Origin of the sequence: Kitasatospora xanthocidica, from assembly GCF_014656195.1 — a bacterium.
Lineage (GTDB): Bacteria > Actinomycetota > Actinomycetes > Streptomycetales > Streptomycetaceae > Kitasatospora > Kitasatospora xanthocidica.
In genome coordinates this window covers 123,289-140,358 of record NZ_BNBY01000015.1, presented here as the reverse complement: position 1 = coordinate 140,358, position 17,070 = coordinate 123,289, and the positions used below count along the sequence as shown (strand labels likewise).

Genomic DNA, 17,070 nt, shown 5'->3' with positions numbered 1-17,070 from the left:
GTGGGGGCTTTCGGAACGGGGAGGTGGGGATGCGGCGGTCAGAGCGACCAGTACGGGTCGTCGTACTTCGGGAGGACGTCCGGGTTGCCGTTGGCCATGACGGGGTCCGGCGTGGGGGTGCCGAACGGGTCCCGGCCGTCGGGCACCGGGATCGGGCTGACGGTGGCCTGGATGTCGATGTCCCCGGCGGAGCCGATGCCGATTCCCACGCTGAGACCTTCTGCGGTGGTGGCGGACACGGCCTGCCCGGTGGGGCCCTCTTCGATGCGGTAGCCCTTGGCCTTCCACACGCTCCGCACCGCGTCCAGCAGGGTGGCGTACTTGGCGGGGGCGACCTTGGTCATGACGTGGCGCGTGCGGGAGGCCTTGGCGTAGCCCAGGGAGTGCTCGTCCAGGCCGGAGGAGTACTGCTCCTTGGCTACGGGCCAGGCATCCCAGTACCGCAGCGCCGGCTGCACGTTCGAGGTCGCTTCGGCCAGCAGGGCGTCGAGCTTCTGCAGGGCCTGCCCGGGCGGCATGAGCGGTGCCGTCGCCGTCGGGTCCGGGCGGGCGCCGTCCTTGACGGCGGCGGTGACGGCACCGCAGGCCGTCAGGGTCAGCACGAGTGCGAGGGGCACGGCGGCCGCGGCGAGGCGCCGCGTCAGCGGCTTGCGGGGTCGCGGGTCGTTCGAGAGCGCGGCGCTGACGGGCGGGGTGCGGCCGTGGGGGGTGCTCATCGCTGGTCCTGCCTCGTGACGTTGCCGTACTGCCCGGCCAGGATCTGGCCGATGTTGTTGACCGAGACCGCGGTGTCGTCCGGTGCGGGGTCCTTCTTCGGCTCGTCCATGTAGTGGGAGTGCGAGTCGAAGGACATCGACGGGCCGTCCGGGACGGCGAAGCGGTTGGCGCCGAACTCCTTGCTCCCCGGGTCCTGGCCGAACCACAGCTGGTTCTCGGGGCCGAACCAGTCGTACACCTTGTCGGAGACGTAGCCGCTGACGACGCTGCCGATCGGGCCGGCGATCACGCCCCCCTGCACCGCGCCCTGGAGGTCGTTGGACACCCGGCCCTTGGACGGCAGGTGGCTGACCGGGTCGTTCTCCGCGTCGCCGACCCAGACGTGGCTGGGGTCGATGTGCAGCTGCGAGGCGCGCTGCGCGCCGGTGCCGGGGGAACCGACGAGGATGATGTCGTCGGCGCCGGTGCCGCCGTTCATCTGGGCGCCCAGGCCGACGGTGGTGGAGCCGTAGCTGTGGGCGAGGGCGACGAGGTGGGCGGGCGGACCGTCGTGGGTGGCGCGCAGGCCGGCCATGAACTTGTCGTAGGCGGCGCCGCCCTTCGCGGCACGCTCGGTGTCCATCACGTCCAGCGGACGCATGTCGCCCTCCTGGAGCTTCTCCAGGCCCGGCGGCGGGTCGTAGCCGAGCCACACCATCGACGCGAACGTGGAGCCGGCGTCGGCATTCTGCGCGGCGTTCAGCACGTTCAGGGCGCGGTCGCCGTCCTTGCCGCCGACGTCGCTGAGCTTGGTGCCCAGCCCCGGCACGTACGCGCTGACGTTCTTCGCGGTGTCCGGGTTGCCGAAGGCCAGGATGCCGCGGCCCTGCCCTTCCTCGCTGATCCCGATCAGGAGCCGCGGGGGCTGCTTGTCCTTGTCCGTGTCCAGGCGCTTGCTGATCGCGAGGAACCCGTTGAGTTTCTGCTTGTCGTCGTCCGTCGGGTTCGGCAGCTGCTGGTACTTGGTGATGAGGTTGGCCAGGTTCAGCCGGTTGGCCTGGTCCCGGGCCACGGCCGGGATGCCGTCGCGCATGCCCAGCAGGTCCGGGTGCCCCTCGATGAGCCGCTGCTGCTCGGCCGAAGTCAGGCCCCGCCACCAGGAGTTGACCTCGGTCGGCGAGGCGCCGGCGGGCGGGAAGCCGGCGGCCATCAGGTCGACGCCCTGCTGCGTGACGGCCTTCAGGTCGGCGGCCGCCTTGTCCGTCTCCAGCCCCGTGCCGTTGCGGGCGCGCTCGGTCAGGGAGTTCAGGAGCGCCGAGATCTTCTGGTCGGCGTTCCCGGCCTCGGTGACGGCGCCGGAGATCCGGGTCGCCAGCGCCTTCGCCCGCTGGGGGATGTTGTAGTCCGGGTCGTTCCTGTCGGCCTTGGACGGCGCCGGCCAGGACACCGTCCCGTCGTCGGCGACCGTCAGCCCCAGGTCCTTGGCCTCCTGCAACGCCGCCTGCAGCTTGGACTGCGCCAGCAGGAAGCTGTCGGAGGCCTCGCGCAGCAGCCCGGAGACCGCCGACATCTCGGTGTGCGCGGCGTCCAGGCGATTGCTGGTGCGCTGCAGCGAGGCGTTGGCGGCGCCGGCGGCGTTGCCGACCCAGTTCGCGTTGAGGACGTGCTTGAGGACCTCGTGCTGCATGTTCTGGACGTGCTTGCCGAAGTTGGTGGCCAGGGTGTCGTACGCGGTGGCCGCCGGCGCCAGGCCGGACAGGTCGGCGTCGCGCAGCTGGGCGAGAGTGACCATCAGCGCGTCCCCTGCGGGAACAGACCGGAGGGCTTCAGACCCGAGGCGCCGTTCTTGTCCGCGTTGCGGTAGTCGGTGGCGGTCTGGCTCAGCTTCAGGGCGACCCCGTCGACCTCGGAGGCGAGCTTGTTCAGCAGCTCCTCCCACGCCGCGGTGCAGTTGTGCAGCGAGGCGCCGACCTGCCAGCCCGACAGCGCGGCGGCCGCCGTGTCGGAGGGCTGGTGGATCGCCTTCAGCTCACCCGGCATCGCCTCGCTGCTCTCCTTCGCGGCCTTCGCCGCCAGGTCCAGGTCAGCCGGGTTGACCCCGAACGTCGGCCCGAGCGGCGCCGCCGCCGACGGTCCCGTCCACGGGGCGACGAAGGGCCCTCCCGGCCCGTCCGAGCCTGCGTACGCGTTCATGGATTCCGGTCCCCCTGTCAGCCACCCTGCGCCCGCCCGCGGATCGGCCCGGTCGAGCGAGTCATACGTGCAGGTGAACGTAGCAGACCGCGATCATCACCCGTGCGCGCGGACCGGTCCGGCGGGCTGCGTGCGGGGCGGCCGCCGCGCCTACCCCGGGCCGTGCAACTCCCGGTGCCAGAGCGCCTCGCAGAGCAGGTCGAGCCCCTGCCGCACGTGCCGCCGGTAGGTCCCGTACGGCAGGCCCATCCGGCGGGCGGCGGCCTCCTGGGTGGGCGCCCCGGAGAGGAATCCGGCGGTGAGGGCCTCCTTGGCGCGTGCGCTTCGCGGGTCGCGGGCGAGGTCCTCCACGGCCTCCCGCAGCAGGGTGCGCAACTCCTCCACGGGGTCGGCGAGGTCGGCCGCCAGCCGGGCGCGCAGCAGGGCGCAGGCGGCGAAGGCGCGGGGGTCGCGCCAGTGCCCCAGGGCCTCCCGTACGGCCTGGTCGAACCCGCTGCGCGACACCCCCGACGGCCCGGCCCGCACGGGTACGGCGGTGGCCGCGATGAAGTGCCGCAGCCAGGTCTCGACGGGCACGTGGCGCCAGTCGACGCCGAACACGCCGTAGGTGTGGTCGCCGACCCGCGGCCGCGCGCCGGTGTCGGTGAGGCTGCCCCTGACCCGCGCGGCCCACGCTTCGGCGTCCCGCCACACCGCGAAGCCGTAGGCGCGGCCGCGGGCGCGGGCGGACTCCGCCTGGGCCCGGGAGCTGCTCAGGTCGATCACCCGGGAGGGGACCTGGTACCGCTCGGGGTAGACCGTGAAGCGGCTGACGCCGATGTGCTCGCCGGGGCTCACCGGAGCGGTGGCCTCGGTGTACGCCCAGGCCGCGGCCACCACCGGATCGGTGGCCAGGTCCTCGGGGTCGGCGGGGGCGGGCAGGGCCAGGCGGGCGGTGAACGCCACCACCCGGCCGGTGCCGACCAGCCGGTACACGCTGAACGCCTGCGGCTGGCGCCGCGCCCAGTAGCGCACCAGCTCCGCCGAGGCCGGGCCCTCGGTCTCCTCGGCCATCCGCAGCACGACGTCGAGGTCGTCCGGGCGCAGCGGCCGGTCGTGCACCTCGTCCTCCCGGGACCAGGTGCGCGTGCGGGCCACGATCTCCCCCTCCCGGAAGACGTGGAAGAGCTCGTCGGTGACGGTCCACACCCGCTCCTCGGGCGCCTCGCGCAGCTGCCGCAGGTACTCCTCGGCGAGCCGTTGACGCATCGCCACGAAGCCGTTGGGGGCGCGCCAGCGCAGGTCGGCGGCGAGCGTCTCGCGCGCGGCGTCGTGCGGGTGCAGGCCCCGGTGGGTGGACTCCATGAAGGGCAGGCCCCTGAGCCAGCCGAACAGCGCGTGGGCGTCCTCGTCGGGCAGCACCGAGGCGAGCAGTTCCTCCGAGGTCGAGTAGGCCTGCGCCGCCACCTCCAGGGCGCGGCGGTGGGCCGCGGTCGGCACCTCGCCGATCAGGCCGGACAGCAGGGTCCGCAGCACGTCGGCGGAGGGCGCCCAGACGTCCTCCCGGCTCCAGTCCGACGCCCTGGCCGCGGCCGCGAGCGACAGGGCCAGCGGGTTGCCCCCGGCGAAGCGCAGCACCCGCTCCCGCAGCTCGGGCAGCACCCGGGCCGTGGTCAGCAGGGCCCGGGCCTGGTCCTCGGAGAACGGCCGCAGCTCCCGGACGTCCAGCAGCCCGGCCCAGGCGGGGTCGGCGGTCCACTGCGGCTGCGGTGCCAGCCGGCCCGCCAGCACCACCAGGGCGTCGTCGGCGGCCCGGGGCAGGAAGCGCTGCCACAGCCAGCCCTCCAGCCACTGGCAGTGCTCGAAGGAGTCGACGAGCAGGACCGTCCCGGGGACGTCCAGGAACGGCGCGGCGGCCCGCTCGAAGTCGGCCGGGTCCCGGCTCACGAACCGGCCGTCCAGCTCCAGGAGCGACCGTCCGGCCGCCCGGGCTCGGTCGGCCAGGCGGCGCAGCAGGGTCGACTTGCCGATGCCGCCCGGGCCGACCAGGTAGAAGGCGAACGGGGACCGCGGGTCACCGGCCAGGGCCCGGGCGAAGCCGTCGACCTCCTCCTCCCGGCCGATGAAGGCCTGGCCCCGCGCGTCGCTCAGCCTGTCCCTGACGGACGCCATGACGGTTCCCCTCCCCGGGTGTCGGCGCCGGCCCCGTGGTGCGGGGCGGGCCTTGACGAGTTCTGCGGTGACGGGCGCCGTGGTGCCGGGTCCCGCGGTGACGGGCGCCGGGCTCCGGGCCGCCCCGCCGGGTGCGCCGACAGGTACGCCGCCGGGTGCGCCGCCCTCACGTGACGGAACCCAGGTTCCGGTCGTCCTCGTGGCCGTCGACGAGCCGGGTGGTCTCCTCGACCCGCCGGAACCGCCCGTCCGGGGCGAGCCGGGCGAAGAGGTACACCTCGATGCGGGAGGTCCGGCCGTCCTCCTTGACGACGGTGACGGTGTGCCGGTCGGCATAGCTCAGCCCGTCGCGCAGCTCGTCGTGCACCTCGATGTGCCCGCCGCGGACCAGGGAGCGCAGCTTGGCCATGTGCCGGGCGAAGCCGGCGCGGTCGCTCCAGACGCCGTCGGTGCGCTGGCGGTAGTCGGGCGTGAAGTGCCGGTCGAGGGCCTCGTCGAGGTCGAGGTCCGGATCGAACAGCAGGTCGTTGACGGCTCGGGCGATGTCGGTGGCGGTCATCGTGGTCTTCCTCCGGTGGGTCCTGTCCAGGGGTTCACGTGCCGGGGCCCGCCGTTCGTTGCGTGGGCCGGCCGGGGCTGCTCCGGGCCCGTTCAGGCGCCTGGTCAGGCCCGGAAGGCCAGCAGGCGGTAGCGCGGGTCCGGCCGCGGCGCGTCCTGCTCGGGCAGGGCGGCGAGCGCCCGGACGGTGGCGGCCGCGTCGGCCGGGTCGGCGCACCAGGGGATGCGGCCGCGTTCGACGGCCTCGCGCCAGGCGCGGGGGCTGCGGCCCTGTCCGGCACCGGTGAAGGCCGTCCCGCCCGCGGGGTGCAGGCCGAGGGCGGCCGCCTGCCGGGTGAGCCGGTCGGCGTCGTCCGTCGCCCGGGGTGCGTGCCGTCGGCGCAGCGGTGCCGTCAGTTCGGCGAGGTCGCTCGGCTCGGTGAACGCGGCGGCGTTCTTGTCGACGGTGGTGATCAGCGCGCCGCCGGGCCGCAGCACCCGGCGGGCCTCCGCCAGGACGGGTCCGGCCGACGGCAGCAGGTGGAGCAGCCAGATCAGCACCACGGCGTCCGCGCCGCCCGTGCGGACCGGCAGCCGGGTGGCGTCGGCGCGGGCCACGGCGCCGGCGGGGCCCCGCCGTGCGAGGCGGCGCTCGGCGAGCCGGAGCATCCCGGGCGAGCGGTCGATCCCGAGCACGGTGCGGCCGGGCCGGAGCAGCCGGGCGGTGACGATTCCCGTCCCGCAGGCGACGTCCAGCACCGTACGGGTGTCGGCCGGGAGCAGCCGCTCGACGGCCGTCGCCGCGGCCTCCGCCCGGGCTTCGCCCCCGCGCGAGGCGTCGTACTCCCGCGCCTCCCGGTCGTAGTCGAGCATGCGCCACCCCCTCCGCCCGGTAGTGAAGCGGACCGACGGCCGCCCGGGCAAGTGTTCGCCGTCGACGCGGCACCGGACACGCCCTGGGGCACGGCCGGCTCCTCGACCTGGCGAACGCCCCGGCCCCCCGCCCGCGCCCGGATCCCGGCCCGGTCGCCGTACCGGCTCTCCGCGCTCCCGAAACGGCGGTCACACGTCCATCGCCCCGTCGATCCGGCATTCCCGACGGCCCGCCGACGAGCCGTGGCGGCGGCCGCGGGGTGCCGCACGGCGGTGTCCTGGCGGTCCGGCGACATCCTCCGACCCGACGCCCGGACTCGCCCTCCCGAGCCCGCCGGTCGCCGGTCACCCAAGGCAGGCCCCAGGGCGTGTCTTGTGGGTCTTGTCGGATCAGGCCGCGGCGTCAGGGTGCGTGCAACGCACGCCGGAGGCTGGGCGAGTGCGTGCCTTGGCGTCGCGGACCCGGCGAAGACCCGCACGACAGGCCTCAGTCCCCCGCCGGTGTCCAGCGGCCGGCGAGGCGGGTGGCGGCGGTGCCGGCGGTGGCGGTGAGGGTGGCGGTGAGCAGGAGGGCCGCAGCGAGGAGGGCGCCGTAGTCGGTGAGGGAGCGGGCTGGGGTGGCGAGCATGTCGGGGGTCTGGAGGCGGGGCAGGGCCAGCACCGTGTCCAGGGCGGTCGCGAGGACGACGGCGGTCAGGACGGGCAGGCCGAGCAGGTGGCGGGCGGCGGACCTGACCAGTCGGCCGTCGCCGCCGAGGGGCGCGAGCGGTGCGACCGCGGCGGCGAAGCGGAGGGCCTGCGCCAGGGCGCCGAACCCGATCGCGAGCAGCAGCACCAGGGCGCCGGCCCCGCCGAGGAAGGTCACCCAGCGGGCCTGGTGGGCGTTGGCGGCGGACTGGCCGCGCTCACCGGGGACGTCGACGTTGGCCGTCGCGCCGAGGTGGCGGTACACGGCGGCCTTCACCGCCGGGACGTCGAGCCGGCCGCCGTCGGCGACGACGACCAGTCCGTACGAACCGTCGTCCCGCAGACCGGTGAGTGCCCCGGTGCGGACGGCGACGCCGGTGGGCCCGGCGCTCCCGCCGTCGTCCAGGACGGCCTCGCGCAGCCGCCGGTCGAGGCCTCCGGCCGGAACGGTGACGCTCGTGTTCTCCGTGGGGCAGGGCAGGGCGAGCGCGGTGAGCTCCGCGCAGGGCGCCTGGACGAGGGGGAGCCCGGCCGGGCCGGAGCCGACGGACACGGTGTGCACGCCGGGCGGGAGCGCGGCGAGGAAGCGCTGGTCCGGTCGGGCCGCTGCCGAGGCCTGGACGATCGCCGCCGCGCCCTGTCCGGCCGCGGCGACCCGGGCAGGCCCACCGGAGGTCATGGTGGTGTAGTCGGTGAGCAGTCGGGCCTGGCCGAGCAGGCCGGCGCAGAGCACCAGGGCGCTGGTCAGCCCGGCCACCAGGCCGGGGTGGGCGGCCGCCGTGCGGGCCGCGATCAGGGCCGGGCCGCGGCTGCGGCGGGCGGCGGCCGCGGCGAGCGGGCCGACGGTCCGGGAGACGGCCCAGGAGACGGCTGCGGGGAGGGTGACGAGCAGTCCGGTGGTGGCCACGATGAACACCTGGGCGCTGGAGCGGCCGCCGCCGAAGAGCGGGCCGGCGAACCAGGCCAGCAGCAGGAACCCGCCGCACATCCCGAGGACCGGCGTCCGGAGCCGCCCGGCCACACCGGAACCGGGCCCGGCCGCCCGGGAACCGGCACCAGCACCGGCACCGGCGGACCGGGTCGGGCGTCCGGCTCCGGTGGCGCTCCGCGGCCGGACCAGGAGCAGGACGGCGCCGATCAGCGCGAGGGCGAGCACCGTGGCCGCACCGAGCCAGGGCCAGGCCCGCCGGAGGTCCCCGGCGTCCAACCGGTAGTCGATCCACGGGAGTTCGACGTCGAGGACCAGGAACGGCAGGAGCAGTGCGGCACCCGTCACCACCCCGGCCGCCACCGGCCGGACGGCCGCCGCGAGCACGGCCCTCGCCCGGTCGCGGCGGCGCGCGCCCAGGACGGTCAGCAGGGCGAGCCGGCGGTCCTGCGGGACGGCGCCCGTCCGCGCGGCGACCACGGCCAGCACCAGGGCGGGCAGGGCCAGCAGGACGGCCAGCGCGGCCAGCAGTTCGCCGGCCGGTCGGACGATCCTGATGTCGCCGAACGCCGCCTTGGAGCCGCCGCCGTAGCCGGTGATGCCGACCCAGCGCTTGGTGGTCGAGGCCAGCTCGGCGGTCGGCCGGACGTAGGCGAGCCGCTCCCCCGGCGAGGCCAGGCCCTGCGGACCGACGGTTCCGGCGACACTGCCGTAGCGGTGGGCGAAGTCCTCCTCGGGCGGCCCGTCGCGCAGGGCCGGGGAGAGCAGCACCTCGCCCGGGGCCGGCCAGTGGGCGACGCCGGGCGGCAGGGGCGCGTCGTCGGTCAGCGGGGAGATCAGGACGACGGCGAACTGGCGGCCCCGGTAGGAGTCCCAGTGGCTGGTCCAGAGGGCGGTGGGGTGGTCGCCCTCGGCCGCTATCGCCGGGTTCCGGGCGTCCGAGCGGCTCTCCCGGCCGGAGTAGGCGGCCGTGGTGGCCACGAACGCGCCGCCGGTCAGGACCAGCACCGCCGTGGCGCAGAGCAGGGCGACGAACCGGGTCCACGCGCCTTCCCCGGCCCAACCGGACGGCCGCCCGAACCGGCGGGCACCGCCCTCACCCTCACCGTTCACCGGGCACCACCGATCAGGGCGGGCTCCTCGACCAGCTTCCCCGCGCGCAGCAGCACGGTCCGGTCGGCGGCGGCCGCCACCGCGGAGTCGTGCGTGACGACGACCAGGGCGCACCCCCGGCTCCGGGGCAGGTCGAAGAGCAGTCGGGTGATCCGGTCGCGGGCCGGGCCGTCGAGGGAGCCGGTGGGCTCGTCGGCGAGCAGTACGGGCGGTGCGCCCATCAGGGCCCGGGCGATGGCCGTCCGCTGGCGTTCGCCGCCGGACAGCGCCGCCGTCGTCACGCCCGGGCGCACGGGCAGGCCGACCTCGGCCAGCAGCGCGCGGGCCTCGGCGAGGGCGTCCCGCCGGGACCGGCCGGCCAGCAGACCGGCCAGGGCCACGTTCTCCACCGGCTCCAACTCCGGGAGCAGCTCGCCGAACTGGAACACCATGCCGACCCGGTCCCGGCGGAAGGCCGCGAGGCGGGCGCCGCCCAGCCGCGGCACGTCCTGGCCCGCGACCCTGATCTCACCGGCGAAGGGCTTGTCCAGGCCGACCAGCAGGGCCAGCAGCGTGCTCTTGCCCGTACCGGACGGTCCCATCACCGCCACCGATTCACCGGCGGCGACGGACAGTTCGGCCTCGTCCAGGAGTCGGCGGTCGCCGATGCGGTAGCTGAGCCTGCGGATGACGACCGGCGGTTCGTCAGTCATGTGCGGTCCGGGCCTTTCCTGGTGGCTATGTGCACGATCTGTTGGATTCCGCCCTGTTCGGCGGGGGGGGTGGTTATGCAGGTTGTACGGGGACCCGGAGTCCGGCGGGGCGGGCGGCGCCACCCGCCCCGCCGGGACATCACCGGGGTACGGCCCGGGGATCAGTGGTCGTCGGACCACCAGTTGCTGCAGTCGTCACTGCCCGCGGGCAGCGAGACGCAGGTCTTCATGTCCCAGATGACGCCGCCCGCCCCGCTGTAGCTCTTCGTGCCCTCACCGTTCTTGTTCCACAGCGAGTAGAGCTCGGTGCTCGGGTAGTTGCGGTTGTACCGGGTGTAGACCGGGTTGCCGTCGGCCTTGGTGTCCATCACCGCGGCCATCCCGTTCGGGGCACCCTCGCCACTGCCGGTCCGCCACGAGTGCGAGCCCGAGGTGTAGCGGTCCATGTCGGCGTGGGCGACGCCCGCGCCACCGGCGACGACGGCGAGGCCGGCGGCCAGCAGGCCGATCCGGGAAGCGGTCTGACGGAAGTTCATGGCTCTTTCCTCCATTGACGGTTCGGTGCTTCCACAAGGGCGGTTCCACCGCGCCCTGCACACCTCCGACGGATGCCGACGATCGAATGTGACGGCACGGGAGGGAAATTCGGAAGTTCGGAGAAGAACCACGGGAGGCGACGCGCTCCATCACGCACGGCTACATCGGGCAGCTGCCGATGACCAGCGCCGGGCGGATGCGGATCCGGGCGGTGTCGGCCGGCCGTGCTCCGGCCGACCCGGGCGTGGCCGAGGACGGCGACGAACCAGCCGGAGCCGTCGCGGCCGTCCACCTCGTCGGCTCGAAGGCGATCACCGCGCCGTCGACGGCGCGAACCAGCCGGGAGTCGGCGGGCGCGCAGACCAGCACGCCGCCGGGCACCAGCCGGAAGGGCACGGGCAGGACCGCCGGGAGGGCGTCGACGGTGTGGACGACCCGTCCGACGGAGGCCCGGGCCGGCAGCTCCAGCGCCCGGTTCCGGTCGAGTTCACGGAGTTCGGGCAGGTCGGGCAGCTCGCGCAGGCCGTACGAGGGGTGCCGGGGGTGCGGGACGTGGTCGTGGTTCATGCCGCGACGCTCGCCCGGGCCGGGGGACGCTCACGAGGGCCGATGGTCCCGGCGGGGGCCCGCCGAGGGCCCCGGGCCGGGGACGCGAATCCGGGGCCGGTCAGCCCCGGAAGCCGCGCAGCGGGGAGGACGGCGCGGCGGACGTCTGACGCAGTTCGGTGGCGATCAGAGCCGCCTGGACCCGCCGCTCCACGCCGAGCTTGGCGAGCAGCCGCGAGACGTGGTTCTTGACGGTCTTCTCGGCGAGGTAGAGCCGCTCGCCGATCTGCCGGTTGGTCAGGCCCTCGCCGACCAGCGCGAGCACCTCCTGCTCGCGCGCGGTCAGCCCGGGTCCGGTGGTGACCGGCTGGGCGGGTTCGGCGTCGCTGCGCAGCCGGTTGAGCAGGCGGGTGGCCGCGCCGGGGTCGAGCATCGAGCGGCCGGAGGCGACGGTACGGACGGCGGCGACCAGGTCGGTGCCGCTGATCTGCTTCAGCACGTACCCGGCGGCGCCCGCCATCACGGCGTCCAGCAGCGCTTCCTCGTCGTCGAAGGAGGTGAGCATCAGACAGGCGAGGCCGGGCATCCGCGAGCGCAGCTCCCGGCAGACCGAGACGCCGTCCCCGTCGCCGAGGCGGACGTCCAGCACCGCGACGTCGGGCCGCAGCGCCGGCACCCGGACGAGGGCCTGCTCGGCGGTGGCCGCCTCGCCGACCACCTCCAGGTCAGGCTCGCCGTCCAGCAGGTCGTGCACGCCGCGGCGCACCACCTCGTGGTCGTCCAGCAGGAACACCCGGACCGGGGCCGGTGCCCCGGCCCCCTCCGTCTTGGTCGCCATCGCGCGGCCCCACCTTCGTCACCCCCGCACACTCCTGGCGGGGCCCACGGCATCATCGCCCACCGCACCGCCGGACCCCAGGGCCGAACGGCCCCATTCACGCTGTTGTCATCGCCCTCAGCGGCCCCGGGGCCCGTCTTCAAACCCCCGTCGTCCGCCCGCCAGGGCGGGCGGGGCGGCGTTGGGGTGCGTGCATCGCAAGGCGGAGGAGGGAGTCCATGCGGAGCATCGGCGACCGACGACAACGCCGCGAGGCGCGCTTGTGCCCTGGGGGTACCTCCCGGCCGAAGGCTGGGGGAGCGTCGGCCCGCAGGCGGGGGTTTGAAGACGGGCCCTGGCGTCGGACGCTCCCCAGTCCCAGCAGCAGGAAGACGAGCGCGACCACCGCGCCGCCGGTCCCCGCGAGGACCACCCGGGGGCCGACGCTCCCCCCGCCCGAGAGCAGGATCGCCACCGCGCCGAGCGAGGCGACGGCGGAGCCGACCACCAGCCAGCCCGCGAGGGCGACGGCGAGCGGCCGGCCGGTGCGCGGGATGGGCCCGGCGTCCAGTGCGGCCCACCGGGCCGCGGTGTCCCGCACCTCCCGCCGCCGGTCCCACAGCGCCCGCACCCGCAGCGCGGCGCCGCCGACCAGGCCGGCCAGCGCGATCTGCGCGGCGGGCCGCCAGTCCGGTACGACGAGCAGCAGTCCGCCCGCCAGCGCGAGCGCCGCCCACCACAGCACGCACGCCGCCGCGGCGGTGCGGGTCGAGCGGGGGCGGTCGGCACCGGCCTGGAGGTCGGCGATGGCGGGCAGGTACCAGACACAGCCGCCCGAGGTGAGGGCGGCGGTGCCGATGGCGAGCACGGTGTGGTTCACGACCGGGCCTTCCTGGTCACGACGGGGCAATGGGGCGGATGGGGCGGTGGGACGGATGGGGCAAGGGGCGAGGGGGCCGTCCCCGCCCGCCCGGGGGCAGCGACGCGGGCGGGGACGGCGTTCGGGGGGCGGCCTCAGCCGTCCGAGGTCGGGGCCTCGGCGGAGGGCGCCGCGGGAATGGCGGACGGCACCCGAGCCCGGTCCGCCCGGTCCGCCCGGTCCGCCCGGCCCGCCCGGCTCAGCGGCCGGTCGTACTTGACCGGTTCCACGTCGCCCAGGTGGGTGGCGGGCTTGCCGCTGTGGTGCAGCACGTCCCGGGCCGCGATGTCCGGGTGGTGGAGGTCGAAGGCCGGGGATTCGGAGCGGATCCGGGGTAGCTTCACGAAGTTGTGCCGCGGCGGCGGGCAGGAGGTGGCCCACTCCAGCGAGCGGCCCCAGCCCCACGGGTCGTCCTCGGTGACCTTCTCGCCGTACTTGGCGGTCTTCCAGACGTTGTAGAGGAACGGCAGGATCGACAGGCCCAGCAGGAAGGAGCCGATGGTGGAGACGGTGTTCAGGGTGGTGAAGCCGTCCGAGGCCAGGTAGTCGGCGTAGCGGCGGGGCATGCCCTCGGCGCCGAGCCAGTGCTGCACCAGGAAGGTCGCGTGGAAGCCGACGGTCAGCGTCCAGAAGGTGATCTTGCCGAGCCGTTCGTCCAGCTTCTTCCCGGTCATCTTCGGCCACCAGAAGTGGAAGCCGGCGAACATCGCGTAGACCACGGTGCCGAACAGCGTGTAGTGGAAGTGGGCGACGACGAAGTACGAGTCGGAGACGTGGAAGTCGATCGGCGGCGCCGCGAGCAGCACGCCGGTGAGTCCGCCGAAGAGGAAGGTGACCAGGAAGCCGACCGTCCAGAGCATCGGGGTCTCGAAGCTCAGCGAGCCCTTCCACATGGTGCCGACCCAGTTGAAGAACTTCACCCCGGTCGGAACGGCGATCAGGAAGGTCATGAAGGAGAAGAACGGCAGCAGCACCTGCCCGGTGACGTACATGTGGTGCGCCCACACCGTCACCGACAGGCCGGCGATGGCCACGGTCGCGGCGATCAGGCCCGCGTAGCCGAACATCGGCTTGCGGCTGAACACCGGGATGACCTCCGAGACGATGCCGAAGAACGGCAGCGCCAGGATGTACACCTCGGGATGCCCGAAGAACCAGAACAGGTGCTGCCAGAGCATCGCCCCGCCGTTGGCCGGGTCGAAGACGTGCGAGCCGAACTTGCGGTCGCACTCCAGCGCCAGCAGGGCGGCGGCCAGCACCGGGAAGACCAGCAGGACGAGCACCGAGGTGAGCAGCACGTTCCAGCAGAAGATGGACATCCGGAACATGGTGAGCCCGGGGGCGCGCATGCAGATGATGGTGGTGATGAAGTTGACGGCGCCGAAGATGCTGCCGAAGCCGGAGAGCGTCACGCCCATGATCCACATGTCGGCGCCGACACCGGGCGAGTGGATCGCGTCGGAGAGCGGCGCGTAGAGGAACCAGCCGAAGTCGGCGGCGCCCTGCGGGGTCGTGAAGCCGGCGGCGGCGATCAGCGAGCCGAACATGAACAGCCAGAAGGACAGCATGTTCAGCCGCGGGAAGGCGACGTCCGGGGCACCGAGCTGCAGCGGCATGATCCAGTTGGCGAAGCCGGTGAACAGCGGCATCGCGAACAGCAGCAGCATCACCGAACCGTGCATGGTGAACGCCTGGTTGAACTGCTCGTTGGAGAGGATCTGGGTCCCCGGCCGGGCGAGTTCGGCGCGCATGACCAGGGCGAGGATGCCGCCGATCAGGAAGAACGCGAACGAGGACACCAGGTACATGGTGCCGATCGTCTTGTGGTCGGTGGTGGTCAGCAGCCCGACCAGGGCCGACCTGGGCCGCCTGGCCCGAACCGCCGTGGCCGGTACGGCCGTTGGCGGTCGCGTGGGGTCGCCCTGTGCCTGGATGGCGGTCAAGGACCCACTCCTTAGGAACGTCGTGCGAATGATGGCGATCCATGATCCGAACCGGCACGCCCCCCGCCCCAGGGCCCTTGGGCCCGCCCGCCCGGGGCCGCTGGGCCCGAGTTCCCGGGCCCCGACCGGGACCTCCCGCCCCGGGCCCGCTCGGGCCGCGCTCGCCCGGCTGCGGAGGCCCGGTCGAGAACCACCGGAACGCGCCCCTCCCGTCCGCCCCTGCGCCGGGTCTTCGCGCACCGCCCGCCCACCGTCCCGAGCCGCCCCGCCGCACCCCGCCCGACCTGCCGGAACCCCACCCGCACACCAGTACGCCTCACCCCCGGCACCCGGCCCCCGAAGGCCCGGATCGTGAAGGCGGCGTGCCGGAACCCGTCCGATCGCGTGCCCTTCAGCCCCGATCGACGGTCAAGTAGCCTGCGCGCACCGACCAAGCGCCCTCGAACCGCTGCCGAACCACCCCCGAAGCGCCCCTCGAACCACCGCCCCGCACCCCGCACCCCTGGACGGTCACCGCCCCGCCCTCGCCCCGGAGGTACGCCGATGCCCCTGGCCCAGCCCGCAGCCGCCACCCGGTTGCGCTTCTCCGTCCTCGGCCCGCTGACCGGCGAGGCCGGCGCCCGCCCGCTGCCGCTCGGTCCGCTGAAGCAGCGGCTGGTGCTGGCCGTCCTGCTGAGCCGCGCCAACGCCGCCGTCCCGGTCGACCTGCTCACCGACGCGGTGTGGCCCGAGGAGCCGCCGCGCACCGCCCGCAAGAACCTCCAGGTGTACGTCTGCACCCTGCGCACCCTGCTCGGCCGCGAGGAGGGCCCCGACCGGCTGGTCCACTCGGCCGGCGGCTACCTGCTGCGGGTCGCCGAACCCGAGCTCGACCTGCTGCAGTTCCGCGCCCTGGCCCGGGCCGGCCGGGCGGCCGCCGACGGCGGTGCGCTCGCCCCGGCCGCCCGGCTGCTGCGCCAGGCCCTCGACCTCTGGCAGGGCCCGCCGCTCGCCGACCTGCGCTCCTCGCCCGCCGTCGACGCCGAGGCGCAGCGGCTGGAGGCCCGCTGCCTGGGGGTCCACGAGGACTGGGCGGAAACCGAGTTGGAGCTCGGCAACGCCGTCGCGGTCGCCGAGGAGCTGGCCGAGCTCGCCGAGCGCCACCCGCTGCGCGAGCGCCTCCAGGCCGCCCGGATGAACGCGCTCCACCTCTGCGGCCGGCAGGCCGAGGCGCTCGCCGTCTACGACACCCACCGTCAGCTGCTGGCCCGCGAGTTGGGCCTGGAACCGAGCGCCGCGCTGACCACCCGCTACCGCGAGCTGCTCGCCCGCGGCCGCACCGGGCCCGCCGCGGGCCGTCCGGACCGGACTGCCGCCCCGGACGGCGTCCTGCTACCCGCCGACACCGCCGACTTCACCGGACGGACGGCCGAACTACGGGACCTGGTAGACCAGTTGGGCGAGGGCAGTGGGCGGGTCGCGGTGCTCTCCGGCCCGGCCGGCAGCGGCAAGACCGCGCTCGCCGTGCACGCCGGCCATCTGCTCGCCGACCGCTTCCCGGACGGCCGGCTGCTCGTCCGGCTGCGCACCGAGGACGGCGTCCCGCGCCCGCTGCCCGAGGTGCTGGCCGAACTCGCCTCCCTCACCGGCCGATCGGGCACCGACCCGGCCGGTCCGGCCCCCGCCGACCCCGGCCGGGCCGCCGCCCTGTGGCGCGCCTCGCTGGCCGGGCGCCGGATGCTGCTGGTCCTGGACGACGCCCCGGGCGAGGCCGTGGTCCGCGAGCTGCTGCCGGGCCACGGCCCGAGCGCCGTCCTGGTCACCTCCCGCAGCCAACTCGCCGGCCTGGCCTCGGTGCACCGGATCACCGTCCCGCCGCTGGCCCCCACCGAGGCGGTGGAACTGCTCGGCCGGATCGTCGGCACCGGCCGGATCGGCACCGACCGCGCGGCCGCCGCCCGGATCGTGGACGCCTGCGGGCTGCTGCCGCTCGCCGTACGGGTCGCCGGCACCCGGCTGGCCGTGCTGCGCCACCTGCCGCCGGCCGAGTTCGCGGCCCGGCTGGAGGACCCGGCGGGCGCGCTGGACGAGCTGGTCGCCGGGGACGTCGCCGTGCGCGCCCGGCTCGACTCCGGCTGGCGGGACCTCACCGACCAGGGCCGGCTCGCGCTGGCCCGGCTCGCCGCGCTGCCGCTGTCGCTGCTCTTCACCCTCCCGGAGGCCGCCGCCGCCCTGGGCCGCCCCGAACGGCTGGCGCTGCGCACCCTGGAGTCGCTCACCGACACGGGGGCGGTCACCTCGCCCACCGGGGAGGTGACGGCGCACGCGGCCCTGTACGCGCTCCCCCGGCTGACCCATCTGCACGCCCGGGAGTGCGCGGCCGCCGCCTCCCCCGGCCCGGCCCTTCTCCACCCGCGCCCCGTCGACGCAAGCTCCTCCCCAGCCGCCGCCCGCTGACG

13 protein-coding genes and 1 pseudogene are annotated in these 17,070 nt (G+C 75.1%); 1 reads left to right on the top strand and 13 read right to left on the bottom strand.

Going from position 1 to position 17,070, the window contains the following annotated elements; genetic code table 11:
• Positions 1-38 precede the first annotated feature (38 nt).
• The 13 genes and pseudogenes from IE332_RS24900 to ctaD form a co-directional block, all read right to left on the bottom strand.
• Positions 39-716 (bottom strand): hypothetical protein, encoded by a 678-nt coding sequence (locus IE332_RS24900; RefSeq protein ID WP_189920361.1) that lies wholly within the window; start codon positions 714-716, stop codon positions 39-41.
• Positions 713-2,488, bottom strand: coding sequence for an alpha/beta hydrolase (locus IE332_RS24895; RefSeq protein WP_189920359.1), 1,776 nt, complete (start codon positions 2,486-2,488; stop codon positions 713-715). The genes IE332_RS24900 and IE332_RS24895 overlap by 4 nt, the downstream gene beginning before the upstream one ends.
• The gene (locus IE332_RS24890; protein WP_189920357.1) at positions 2,488-2,889 is read right to left on the bottom strand and encodes a hypothetical protein; all 402 of its coding nucleotides are present in this window, start codon (positions 2,887-2,889) and stop codon (positions 2,488-2,490) included. Before IE332_RS24890 ends, IE332_RS24895 begins: the two co-directional genes overlap by 1 nt.
• A 150-nt stretch (positions 2,890-3,039) precedes the next feature.
• Positions 3,040-5,040: an AAA family ATPase gene (locus tag IE332_RS24885; protein ID WP_189920355.1), complete on the bottom strand. Its 2,001-nt coding sequence runs from the start codon at positions 5,038-5,040 to the stop codon at positions 3,040-3,042.
• 166 nt (positions 5,041-5,206) lie between these two features.
• Positions 5,207-5,599 (bottom strand): nuclear transport factor 2 family protein, encoded by a 393-nt coding sequence (locus IE332_RS24880; protein WP_189920353.1) that lies wholly within the window; start codon positions 5,597-5,599, stop codon positions 5,207-5,209.
• Between the two features lie 104 nt (positions 5,600-5,703).
• A complete protein-coding gene (locus IE332_RS24875) occupies positions 5,704-6,450 on the bottom strand; it encodes a class I SAM-dependent methyltransferase (RefSeq protein ID WP_189920351.1) in 747 nt (248 codons plus the stop codon).
• A 487-nt stretch (positions 6,451-6,937) separates the two neighbouring features.
• Positions 6,938-9,178 (bottom strand): hypothetical protein, encoded by a 2,241-nt coding sequence (locus IE332_RS24870; RefSeq protein ID WP_189920349.1) that lies wholly within the window; start codon positions 9,176-9,178, stop codon positions 6,938-6,940.
• Complete coding sequence (locus IE332_RS24865; protein ID WP_189920347.1) at positions 9,175-9,870, bottom strand: ABC transporter ATP-binding protein; 696 nt, start codon at positions 9,868-9,870, stop codon at positions 9,175-9,177. Before IE332_RS24865 ends, IE332_RS24870 begins: the two co-directional genes overlap by 4 nt.
• A 161-nt stretch (positions 9,871-10,031) precedes the next feature.
• Positions 10,032-10,406 (bottom strand): hypothetical protein, encoded by a 375-nt coding sequence (locus IE332_RS24860; RefSeq protein ID WP_189920345.1) that lies wholly within the window; start codon positions 10,404-10,406, stop codon positions 10,032-10,034.
• 160 nt (positions 10,407-10,566) lie between these two features.
• Positions 10,567-10,974, bottom strand: a complete 408-nt coding sequence (locus IE332_RS42440) for a PNPOx family protein (RefSeq protein WP_189920343.1) — start codon at positions 10,972-10,974, stop codon at positions 10,567-10,569.
• 100 nt (positions 10,975-11,074) lie between these two features.
• On the bottom strand, positions 11,075-11,791 hold the full coding sequence (locus IE332_RS24850; RefSeq protein WP_189920341.1) for a response regulator: 717 nt from the start codon (positions 11,789-11,791) through the stop codon (positions 11,075-11,077).
• A gap of 139 nt (positions 11,792-11,930) precedes the next feature.
• Positions 11,931-12,650, bottom strand: coding sequence for a hypothetical protein (locus tag IE332_RS24845; RefSeq protein ID WP_189920340.1), 720 nt, complete (start codon positions 12,648-12,650; stop codon positions 11,931-11,933).
• Positions 12,651-12,961: 311 nt separating this feature from the next.
• Positions 12,962-14,623: pseudogene (gene ctaD, locus IE332_RS24840) on the bottom strand (aa3-type cytochrome oxidase subunit I); the annotation flags it as partial.
• Positions 14,624-15,175: 552 nt separating this feature from the next.
• Here ctaD and IE332_RS24835 point away from each other — a divergent pair.
• On the top strand, positions 15,176-17,068 hold the full coding sequence (locus IE332_RS24835; RefSeq protein WP_189920336.1) for an AfsR/SARP family transcriptional regulator: 1,893 nt from the start codon (positions 15,176-15,178) through the stop codon (positions 17,066-17,068).
• Positions 17,069-17,070: the final 2 nt, after the last annotated feature.

What these genes read in the sequence shown, in the direction of transcription:
- IE332_RS42440 (WP_189920343.1), bottom strand. Translation starts at nt 10,974, where the DNA reads ATGAACCACGACCACGTCCCGCACCCCCGGCACCCCTCGTACGGCCTG.
- IE332_RS24850 (WP_189920341.1), bottom strand. Translation starts at nt 11,791, where the DNA reads ATGGCGACCAAGACGGAGGGGGCCGGGGCACCGGCCCCGGTCCGGGTG.
- IE332_RS24875 (WP_189920351.1), bottom strand. Translation starts at nt 6,450, where the DNA reads ATGCTCGACTACGACCGGGAGGCGCGGGAGTACGACGCCTCGCGCGGG.
- IE332_RS24885 (WP_189920355.1), bottom strand. Translation starts at nt 5,040, where the DNA reads ATGGCGTCCGTCAGGGACAGGCTGAGCGACGCGCGGGGCCAGGCCTTC.
- IE332_RS24860 (WP_189920345.1), bottom strand. Translation starts at nt 10,406, where the DNA reads ATGAACTTCCGTCAGACCGCTTCCCGGATCGGCCTGCTGGCCGCCGGC.
- IE332_RS24895 (WP_189920359.1), bottom strand. Translation starts at nt 2,488, where the DNA reads ATGGTCACTCTCGCCCAGCTGCGCGACGCCGACCTGTCCGGCCTGGCG.
- IE332_RS24890 (WP_189920357.1), bottom strand. Translation starts at nt 2,889, where the DNA reads ATGAACGCGTACGCAGGCTCGGACGGGCCGGGAGGGCCCTTCGTCGCC.
- IE332_RS24880 (WP_189920353.1), bottom strand. Translation starts at nt 5,599, where the DNA reads ATGACCGCCACCGACATCGCCCGAGCCGTCAACGACCTGCTGTTCGAT.
- IE332_RS24865 (WP_189920347.1), bottom strand. Translation starts at nt 9,870, where the DNA reads ATGACTGACGAACCGCCGGTCGTCATCCGCAGGCTCAGCTACCGCATC.
- IE332_RS24835 (WP_189920336.1), top strand. Translation starts at nt 15,176, where the DNA reads ATGCCCCTGGCCCAGCCCGCAGCCGCCACCCGGTTGCGCTTCTCCGTC.
- IE332_RS24900 (WP_189920361.1), bottom strand. Translation starts at nt 716, where the DNA reads ATGAGCACCCCCCACGGCCGCACCCCGCCCGTCAGCGCCGCGCTCTCG.